General features: G+C 69.2%; 9 protein-coding genes. All 9 read right to left on the bottom strand.

Features of this window, described 5'->3' with window-relative positions; all coding sequences use genetic code 11:
- Window positions 1-14: 14 nt before the first annotated feature.
- From ACFPUZ_RS07520 to argB, 9 genes are read right to left on the bottom strand one after another with little or no spacing between them, the layout of a single operon-like run.
- Window positions 15-620: a hypothetical protein gene (locus tag ACFPUZ_RS07520; protein WP_377001209.1), complete on the bottom strand. Its 606-nt coding sequence runs from the start codon at window positions 618-620 to the stop codon at window positions 15-17.
- Window positions 607-2,193: a vWA domain-containing protein gene (locus ACFPUZ_RS07515; protein WP_377001207.1), complete on the bottom strand. Its 1,587-nt coding sequence runs from the start codon at window positions 2,191-2,193 to the stop codon at window positions 607-609. The genes ACFPUZ_RS07520 and ACFPUZ_RS07515 overlap by 14 nt, the downstream gene beginning before the upstream one ends.
- Complete coding sequence (locus ACFPUZ_RS07510; RefSeq protein WP_377001206.1) at window positions 2,190-3,344, bottom strand: hypothetical protein; 1,155 nt, start codon at window positions 3,342-3,344, stop codon at window positions 2,190-2,192. Before ACFPUZ_RS07510 ends, ACFPUZ_RS07515 begins: the two co-directional genes overlap by 4 nt.
- Window positions 3,345-3,397: 53 nt before the next feature.
- Window positions 3,398-4,831, bottom strand: coding sequence for an argininosuccinate lyase (argH, locus tag ACFPUZ_RS07505; RefSeq protein ID WP_377001204.1), 1,434 nt, complete (start codon window positions 4,829-4,831; stop codon window positions 3,398-3,400).
- On the bottom strand, window positions 4,832-6,034 hold the full coding sequence (locus ACFPUZ_RS07500; protein ID WP_377001203.1) for an argininosuccinate synthase: 1,203 nt from the start codon (window positions 6,032-6,034) through the stop codon (window positions 4,832-4,834).
- A gap of 24 nt (window positions 6,035-6,058) precedes the next feature.
- Window positions 6,059-6,562: an arginine repressor gene (locus ACFPUZ_RS07495; protein ID WP_377001201.1), complete on the bottom strand. Its 504-nt coding sequence runs from the start codon at window positions 6,560-6,562 to the stop codon at window positions 6,059-6,061.
- Window positions 6,559-7,512, bottom strand: a complete 954-nt coding sequence (argF, locus tag ACFPUZ_RS07490) for an ornithine carbamoyltransferase (protein ID WP_377001199.1) — start codon at window positions 7,510-7,512, stop codon at window positions 6,559-6,561. The genes ACFPUZ_RS07495 and argF overlap by 4 nt, the downstream gene beginning before the upstream one ends.
- Window positions 7,513-7,514: 2 nt before the next feature.
- Entirely contained in the window at window positions 7,515-8,693 is a 1,179-nt protein-coding gene (locus tag ACFPUZ_RS07485; protein WP_377001197.1) for an acetylornithine transaminase, read from the bottom strand.
- Window positions 8,690-9,631, bottom strand: a complete 942-nt coding sequence (argB, locus tag ACFPUZ_RS07480; protein WP_377001196.1) for an acetylglutamate kinase — start codon at window positions 9,629-9,631, stop codon at window positions 8,690-8,692. The genes ACFPUZ_RS07485 and argB overlap by 4 nt, the downstream gene beginning before the upstream one ends.
- Between the last annotated feature and the right edge of the window lie 8 nt (window positions 9,632-9,639).

Genomic DNA, 9,639 nt, shown 5'->3' with positions numbered 1-9,639 from the left:
TTTCGGATCGAGACTCATGACTCAGTATCGTACCCGGGGCCCGGAAGGCGCCCGAACTGGAGGCGGAGAGCCCGGGTCTGGTCCTCGAGTTCCCGGAGAGTGTCGTTGACCACGGCCCGGTGGATCCGGGTCGCCTCCTCCTGGAGGATGCCCAGTGAGTCAACGGTCTCCGCGATGGCGACGGGGTGCTGGCGTTCCGTGATCGCGAGGTAGGCGCGGAGGGTGCGGGGCAGGTAGTCGTCGATAATCGTTTCGATGACCACACGCTGCTCGGGCACGTCCCCCAGGTGATCCCACTCGAGAAGCACCTCGAGAAGCGAGCCGCGCAGCGCCGCGGTGGCGTCGAGCACCGGGGCGGCCGGCCCCGCGGAGTAGAGCTCGCGGGTGCTCAGGTCGAGGCGGCGGAGGAGCTCATCCGCGTCGGGCCGCTCAGGCGCCGGCGGCAACGCCTGCTGGCGGGGCGCCGGGGTGAGGGCGACGCCGGCTCCCCACGCGGCCAGTGCCACGACCGGCCACAGGAATCCCAGCCCGAGGACAAGGTGCACCACGATGATCGCCGCGGCCAGGACCATCCCGATGAGGTTCTTCCGGGAGAGGAAGAAGTTGTCACTGGTATCCACGGATCTCCTTGAAGGCCGCCGCGAGATCCCCGTCGAGGGCGTCGAAGACCTTACCGCCGGTCAGCTGCGCGACCTCGGTCATCTCCCCCACGTTCGCCTCCCCGTAGAGGATCACGAACACCGGGATGTCCGCCGCCGGGCCGCTGAGCCCAGCGTGGAAGGCGCGGAACTCGTCGAGGGTGGCACCGGCGGTCAGCTCTCCGTCGCTCATGAGGACGATGGAGGGAATCGCGCCCTGCTCGGCGGACACCGTGCCGTAGGCGTTGATGAGCGCGGAGTAGATGGCCGTGGCCCCCTCGGCGCGCAACCCTCCCACTGCTTCGCTGAGGGTGCGCGCGGCCTCCGGGTCCTGCGCAGAATAGCGCAGCGTCAGCGGGGCGGCCGGGGCATCGGCGAAGGGCTGGAGGCTGATGCGCTCCCGGTCACGGAAACCGACGCTGCCCGCGGCGGCGTGGGCCGAACCGTCGATGAGCGAGCGAAGGGTGTCCTGCAGCATAGCCAGGCGTTCGCCCTCCATGGAACCGGAGGTGTCGAGGACGAAGACGGTGTCCCCGGGCGGGCGCAGCTCATTGTGGAAGGCCGCGACGAGCTGGTCGGTGATGGACCGGGTGGCCGGGAAGGGCAGCTCAATGAGCAACTGGTCGGCGAGCTCAGACGGGACCTCCGCCGCGGCGTCCACCAACCGACGGTAGGTGTCGGTCATCGTCTCGGGGCGCTCGAGCAGCCATGCGGCGAGCGCGGCGACCTTCTCCCGGGCCTCCGGCTGCGCCGGGGCCGCGAGGGTGGACAGCGGATAGTCCGCAGACACCACGCCGTCGGCGGGGACGATGACCACCAGGTCGGCGCCCTGCTCGCGGTTGATCGTGTGCAGGACGGACTCGTAACTGATGAGTGCGTCGGCACGCGTACGATCCGCGAGGAAAGTGTCTGTCAGCCAGCCGGAGGAGCCGGAGGTCAGCGTCTGCCCGGCGAAGAATCCCTGCAGCTGCGGGGAGACACGTGCGATGTCATCGGCGGTGAGGGCGGCGCCCGTGTCCGCCAGGGCGGTGGCCACGGAGACCAGCGCGGAGAATCCCGAGTTGGAGGCCGCGGGGTCGGTCATGCCGAAGGTGATCTCTCCTTCGGCGGCGGCCGTGGCGATCTCCGCCCACGTCGGCTGGCGGGTATCCCAGCCCAGCTCGGAGGCCTTGGCGGCGGTGATCCCGAAGGCCACCGGCGAAAGCCCGATCTTGGTGGAGTCCGCCAGCTTCGCGGAGGCTCCCAGGATGTCGACGTAGCGGTTGGTGGCGAACCAGGTGGCGTCGTAGGCGTGGTCGAAACCGGCGTCGAGAAGCGTCCGCGAGTTGTCGAGCGTGCCGGACGGGAAGCTCAGCTCGATGGGGAATCCGAGGTCGGCGGAGGCTTCGTCGATGACCGGCGCCAGATCCTGCAGCTCGGTGGCGGCGACGATCCGCAGCGGGGTGTCGTCGAGCTGGCGTCCGGGCAGGGACAGCTCGCTGTCGCCGCAGGCCCACAGGACCAGCGCCGTGCACAGCACGGTCACCCCGGCGACCAGGCGTTTCCAGGTGTTCATGAGGCATCCTCCTCGGTGTCCACCGCGGGAGCGGGGCCGGTGTAGGAGGCGCCGACGCCCTCGATGAGCTCCTCCAGGCGGTCAAAGACGGGTGGGTCGACGGTGGCCAGGAAGGCCGGCGGCTCGGCGATGCCGTGCTCGCGCAGGGCCGCGGCGAACAGGGCCGGGTCGCCGGGGCGGAAGCCGTGTTCGGCGGCCAGCTGCTGCAGCTCCGGGTCCGACGTCAGCAGGCGGCCGATCTCTGCCCCCTGGTCGCTGAGGGCGACGAGCATGTGGGTGGAGTTGATCGTCGGGTCCGGGTAGGCCAGGACCATGTCGCCGCGGATGCGCGAGGACTCCGCCATCTGTTCGCCGAGGAACTGGGCCTCGTAGACCATGACCATCGGGCGGGCCCCGATGCCCTGGGCGAGGTAGTCGGCGAAAGGCCCGGCGGAGGTGGACTCCGCGTAGCCCTGCCCAACGAAGAGCGGGCTGAGGCTGTCCACGACCTCCCTGACCTGCGCATCCGAGGTCACCACCGCACCGTCGCGGGCCACCCACGACAGGATCGACAGGTACATGGCCGCCGAGTTGGAGGTACGGATGTCGGTCGAGGAGATCTGCACGGTGCGCGGGGAGGGGTATTCGGTGCCCAACTCCTGCCAGCGCGTACCGCTGCGCGCGAGTTCGACGTAGCGCCCCATGTCGAGGAACCACTGCCCGTCCTGCTGCCGGGCCACCCCCTCGCGCTCGAGGATCTGCAGGATCGGGGTGAACGTGGCCACCGCCATGGGGGAATGGAAGGGGGTGCTCGTGCCCCGGTTGGGGACACGGCTGGCGATCTTCTCCCCCGCCGGCGCAGAAGAGGGGAAGGCGAAGTCGAGGTTCTCCAGGTCCACCTCGGTGGCGATGCGCCGGGAGCCTGCCGCGTCGACGCGCACCTCGAAACCGTGACCTGCCAGCACCTTCTTTACCCGCGGGTCCTCGAAGAAGGCGCGCTTCTCCGAACCGATGACGCCGGAGACCTGGACTACTCCCCCGCCGCCGCCCCCGATCCCGGGCACACTGATCATGCCCCGCCCGGCGAGGACCGCCACCACCGCCAGAATCAGCAAGATCAGGCCGATGATGACGGAACATCCTCGGCCTGACCTGCGTTGTGCCTCACTCATGCGGGAAGTTTAAGTCGCCTCCGCGCACTCGGCCACTTGAACGGTACAGACCTCTAACCCCGCACCGGGGTGGTCGCCCACGCGAGGTGCTCGCGGGAGGCCTGCGCCACCCGTTCCCGCTGCTCAACAACCCGGACGCCGGCGGTGCCGCCGCGCGTCGCGCGGGAAGCGACCGCGCCGTCGATGGTGAGCACCTCGCGCACCGCCGGAGTCAGCCGCGTATCGACGCCCGCCAGCTCCTCGTCCGTCAGTTCATCCAGACCGACACCCCGGGCCTCGGCGAGGCGGACGCAGGCGCCGGAGGCCTCATGCGCCTCGCGGAAGGGCACGCCCTCGCGCACCATCCACTCGGCGAGGTCGGTGGCCAGGGTGAAACCGGCGGGAGCCAGTTCGCGCATGCGCTCCTCGTGGAAGGTCAGCGTGGACACCAGGCCGGTCATCGCCGGGAGCAGGAGGTTGAGCTGGGCCACCGAGTCGACGATGGGCTCCTTGTCCTCCTGCAGGTCCCGGTTGTAGGCCAGGGGCTGCGCCTTGAGGGTGGCCATGAGGCCGGCCAGGTTGCCGATGAGCCGGCCGGTCTTGCCGCGCGTGAGCTCCGCGACATCCGGGTTCTTCTTCTGCGGCATGATCGACGAACCGGTCGACCATGCGTCGGAGAGGGTGACGTACCCGAACTCCGGCGTGCACCAGGCGATGATCTCCTCGGCCAGGCGAGACATGTCCACCGCGATCTGGGCCAGGACGAAGGCGGTCTCCGCGGCGAAATCGCGCGAGGAGGTCGCGTCGATGGAGTTATCGGCGGCGGAGTCGAAGCCGAGTTCCGCCGCGATGGCCTCCGGGTTGAGCTGCAGCGAGGAACCCGCCAGGGCACCCGAGCCATAGGGCGAGACCGCCAGGCGGGTGTCCAGGTCACGGATCCGCTCGAGATCGCGCAGCAACGGCTGGGCGTGGGCCAGCAGCTGGTGGGCGAGCAGCACGGGCTGCGCGGCCTGGAAGTGGGTCTTGCCGGGCATGATGGCGCTCGGGTGGGCGGCGGCCTGGTCGACGAGGGCGTCGATAAGCTCGGTGACACCGACGGCGATGCCGCGCACGGCGTCGCGGACCCACATGCGGAAGAGCGTGGCCACCTGATCGTTGCGGGAACGTCCCGCGCGCAGGCGGCCGCCGACCTCCGGGCCGACGCGGTCGATGAGGCCCCGCTCCATGGCGCCGTGCACGTCCTCGTCGGAGGGCTCGGGGCCGAAGGAACCGTCAGCGACATCGCGGCCGAGCTGCTGGAGGCCGGCGAGCATGGTCTCCAGGTCCGCGTCGCTGAGCAGGCCCGCGGAGTGCAGGACCTTGGCGTGCGCCTGGGAGGCGAGAACGTCATAGGGGGCGAGCACCCAGTCGAAGTGGGTGGACACGCTCAGGGCGAACATGGCCTCCGCAGGGCCGCCGGAGAAGCGGCCGCCCCACAGCGCCCCTTCGTTGGTACCGTGCTGCTCCATTTAGTTCTTCGCCTCGCGGTCGCGCTTGTTGGCGATCTCCGAGGACAGGCCGTGGAGCTTGACGAAGCCCTTGGCCATGGTCTGGTCGAAGGTGTCGCCGGAGTCGTAGGTGGCCAGGTTGAAGTCGTAGAGCGAGTGGTTGGAGCGGCGGCCGTTGACGGTGATCGAACCGGCGTGCAGCACGAGGCGGATGTCACCGGTGACGTGCTCCTGGGTGGAATCGATGAAGGCGTCGAGGGAGCGCTTGAGCGGGCCGAACCACAGGCCGTCGTAGACCTCCTCGGACCAGCGGGCGTCAACGAGGCGCTTGTAGCGGGCCAGCTCGCGCTCGAGGGTGACGTCCTCGAGGGCCTCGTGGGCCTTGATGAGGATCATCGCGCCCGGGGCCTCGTAGATCTCGCGGGACTTGATGCCCACGAGGCGGTCCTCGACCATGTCGAGGCGACCGACGCCCTGGGCGCCACCGCGGCGGTTGAGCTCCTCGATCGCCTCGAGCACGGTGACCGGCTTGCCGTCGATGGCGACGGGCTTGCCACCCTCGAAGGAGATGATGAGCTCGTCCGGGGCGTTGCCCAGGGTGGGCTCCTCGGTGTAGGCGTAGATGTCCTTGGTCGGGGCGTTCCACAGGTCCTCGAGGTAACCGGTCTCGATGGCGCGGCCCCAGACGTTCTGGTCGATGGAGAACGGGGAGGAGGCGGACTGCTCGATCGGGAGGTCGATCTCCTCGGCGAAGGCGATGGCCTTGTCGCGGGTCCAGGCGTAGTCACGGGCCGGGGCGATGATCTCCAGGTCCGGGTTCTCGTCGCGGAAGCCGACCTCGAAGCGCACCTGATCGTTGCCCTTGCCGGTGCAGCCGTGGGAGACGTGAGTGCCGCCGAACTCCTCAGCGGCGCGCACCAGGTGCTTGACGATGAGGGGGCGGGAGATCGCGGAGACCAGCGGGTACTGCTTCATGTACATGCCGTTGGCCTTGATGGTGGGCAGGCAGTACTCCTCGGCGAACTCGTCGCGGGCGTCGATGACGATGGACTCGACGGCGCCGGAGTCGAGGGCGCGCTGGCGCACGGACTCCATGTCCTCGCCGCCCTGGCCGAGGTCGAGGGAGACGGCGACGACCTCGCCGCCGGTCATCTTGGCCAGGTACGGGATCGCGACGGTGGTGTCGAGGCCGCCGGAGTAGGCGAGGACGACGCGTGCAGACATGTGGGTTCTCCTTGGGTTCTGGTGTTACTGATTATTGAGGATACGTGGGCGCTCTGCGCCGGTGAGCAGGTCCCCCAGCTCACGGCCCGTGAGGGGCTCGCGGGCGAGGACGAAGATGGTGTCATCGCCGGCGATGGTGCCCACCGATTCGTCCAGACCGACGCGATCGATGAAGCTGGCCAGGTACTGCGCCGCCCCGGGCGGGGTGCGCAGCACCGCGATGTTGCCCGAGTGGTCCACCCCGACGACCAGCTCATCGAGCATGCGGCGCAGCTTCTCCTTCGGGCCGGTGAGGTGCTCGGCCAGCAGGCTCTCGACGGGCCCCACCACGTAAAACGCCCGACCCTGATCGGGGCGGATCTTCTTGGCGCCCAGCTCGTCGAGGTCGCGGGAGAGGGTGGCCTGGGTGATGTCGACGCCTTCGTCGAGAAGCAGTTCGGACAGCTGCACCTGGCTGGAGACGCGGGTCTTGCCCAGGATCTCCAGGATCTTGCCCTGGCGGGCGGTGCGGGTGACGGGCTGGGTCACGGCTGATTCTCCAGCAGCCACACCATGAGCGCCTTCTGCGCGTGCAGGCGGTTCTCCGCCTCGTCGAAGACGCGCGACTGGGGGCCGTCGATGACCTCGGCAGTGACCTCGTTGCCGCGGTAGGCCGGCAGGCAGTGGAGGAAGATGGCGTCGTCGTTGGCCTGCGCCATGATGTCCGCGGTGACCTGGTAGGGCAGGAAGGGGGTGCGGCGGTCCTTGCCGTCGGACTCCATGCCCATGGACACCCAGGTGTCCGTGATGACGACGTCGGCGCCCGCCACCGCCGCCGTGTCGGAGGTGACCTCGACAGTTGCCCCGGTCTCCTCCGCGCGGAGCTGTGCCCGCGCGACGAACTCGGCCTTCGGCTGGAAGCCCTCCGGCGCGATAATCGTCATGTCCATGCCGGCGGTGGCGAAGCCGATCATGTAGGAGTTGGCCATGTTGTTGTCGCCGTCGCCGAGGTACACGGCCTTCCGGCCCCGTAGCCCGGCGGGGCCCTCCTCCGGGCAGAGGTTCTCCACGCAGGTCTGCAGGTCCGCCAGGATCTGGCAGGGGTGCAGGTCATCGGAGAGCGAGTTGATGATGGGCACCGTGGCGGTCTCGGCCATGTCGTGGAAGTTCTGGTGCGCGAAGGTGCGCCACACGATCATCTCGACGTAGCGCGAGAGCACCGCCCCGGTGTCCTGGATGGTCTCACCCTTGCCCATCTGCGAGGACCCGGAGTCCACGACGATGGGATGGCCGCCCAGGTGGGCGATGCCGGCGTCGAAGGAGAAGCGCGTGCGGGTGGAGGTCTTGTCGAAGAGGACCGCGACCGACAGCGGCCCCTCGAGCGGGCGCCTCGACAGCGGCGCCTGCTTCAGCTCGGCGGCCAGCGCGAGGACCTCGGCCTGCTCGGCCGGGGTGAGGTCGTCGTCGGCCAGGAAGTGCCGCACGTTCGGGGTGGTCATGGTCAGTCCTCCTTGGTGAGGTCGGTGATGAGCGCCGAGAGCTTCTCGACGGCTGCGTCCATCTCGTCGTGGCTGATGATGAGCGGCGGGGTGAGGCGGATGACGTCGGCCGCCGGGGCGTTGAGGATGAGCCCGTAATCGAAACCGCGGGTGACGGCCTCCTTGGCCACCGGCTTCTCCAGCACCACGCCGAGCATGAGCCCGCGCCCACGGACATGGTCGACGCCCGGGATCTGGCGCAGCTGCTCCGCGAAGTACTCACCCTTCTCCCGAACCTCGGCGCAGAAGGCGTCGTCGACGATGCTCAGCACCGCGTTGGCGGCGGCGCAGGCGACGGGGTTACCGCCGAAGGTGGTGCCGTGGGCGCCGGGCTGGAAGAGTCCGGCGGCCTGGCCGCGGGCGATGGTCGCACCGATGGGAATGCCGCCCCCGAGGCCCTTGGCCATGGTGATGATGTCCGGCAGGACGCCGTCGTGCTGGAAAGCGAAGAAGGTGCCGGTGCGGCCGACGCCGGTCTGGACCTCGTCGCACACCATGAGGATGCCGTGTTCATCGCAGAGCTCACGGACGGCCTGCAGGAAGCCGGCCGGGGCGGGGACCACGCCGGTCTCGCCCTGGACGGGCTCGAGGAAGATGGCGGCCACGTCCGTGGGGTTGGTCTCGACGAGCTTGGTCAGGTACTCGACGTCGCCGTAGGGGTAGAACTCGACCCCGGTGGGCAGCGGCTCGAAGGCCTTGCGCTTCTCCGGCTGGCCGGTGAGAGCGAGGGAGCCCATGGTGCGGCCGTGGAAGCCGTGGACAGCGGCCAGCACCCGGGAGCGGCCGGTGAGGCGGGCCAGCTTGAAGGCGGCCTCGTTGGCCTCGCCGCCGGAGTTGCAGAAGAACACCCGCGCGGAGTCGTCGCCGACGCGCTTCTTCAGCGTGGCAGCGGCCTGGAGGACGGGGCCGGTGGCGTAGAGGTTGGAGACGTGCCCCAGCTGGGAGAGCTGGTTCGTGACGGCCTCAATGATCGCGGGGTGGGCGTGGCCCAGGGCGTTGACGGCGATGCCGGCGAGCAGGTCGATGTGGACGCGACCCTGCGAATCCTCCACGGTCGCACCCTTGCCCGAGACGAGCTCGATGGGCGGGGTGCCGTAGTTGTTCATGAGCACCTCGTTCCACCGGGTGAGGGAATCGGTCACTGGTCAGCGTCCTTTCTGAAGACGGCTCCGGCGGGGTAATCGCCGCGGTCGTAGTTGTCGGGCAGCACCATGGTGCCGATACCACCCATGGTGAGCAGCTCGAGGATGACGGAGTGGGCGATGCGGCCATCGATGACGTGGGCCGCGGAGACCCCGCCCTGCACCGCGCGGAGGCAGGACTCCATCTTGGGGATCATCCCGGAATCGAGGGTGGGCAGGATCGTCTCGAGCTCCGAGGCGACGATCTTCGACAGCAGCGAGTCTCGGTTGGGCCAGTCGGTGTACAGGCCCTCGACGTTGGTGAGGATGAGCAGGCGCTCCGCGCCGATGGCCTCGGCCAGCGCTCCGGCAGCGGTGTCGGCGTTGATGTTGTACACCTCGCCGTCCTCGCCGGGGGCAATGGTGGAGACGACCGGGATGCGGCCGGCGTCGATGATGTCCATGAGCGCGGCCGGGTTGACATCGGTGATGTCACCCACCAGGCCGATGTCGGTGGGCACTCCCCCGACGCTGACCAGGCGCTTCTGTGCGGTGAACAGGCTGGCGTCCTCGCCGGAGGTACCCACCGCGTAGGGCCCGTGGGAGTTGATGAGGCCGACGAGGTCCCGACCCACCTGGCCGAAGAGCACCATGCGGACGATCTCCATCACCTCGGGAGTGGTGACGCGGAATCCGCCCTTGAACTCGCCGTCCAGCCCCAGACGCTTGAGCATCGAGGAGATCTGCGGGCCACCGCCGTGGACGACAACCGGCTTGGCGCCGACCGTACGGAGGAATACCATGTCGGCGGCGAAGGCGGCCTTGAGGTCGTCGTCGACCATGGCGTTGCCGCCGTATTTGACCACGACGATCTTGTCGCGGAAGTGCTGCAGCCAGGGCAGTGCCTCGGCGAGCACATGCGCGCGCGCCTCGTTGCTGAGCTTCTTCAGTGCTTCCATGGCGGGTT

This window comes from Corynebacterium nasicanis, assembly GCF_042658165.1.
GTDB lineage: Bacteria > Actinomycetota > Actinomycetes > Mycobacteriales > Mycobacteriaceae > Corynebacterium > Corynebacterium nasicanis.
This window is presented reverse-complemented; position numbering and strand designations above follow the sequence as displayed.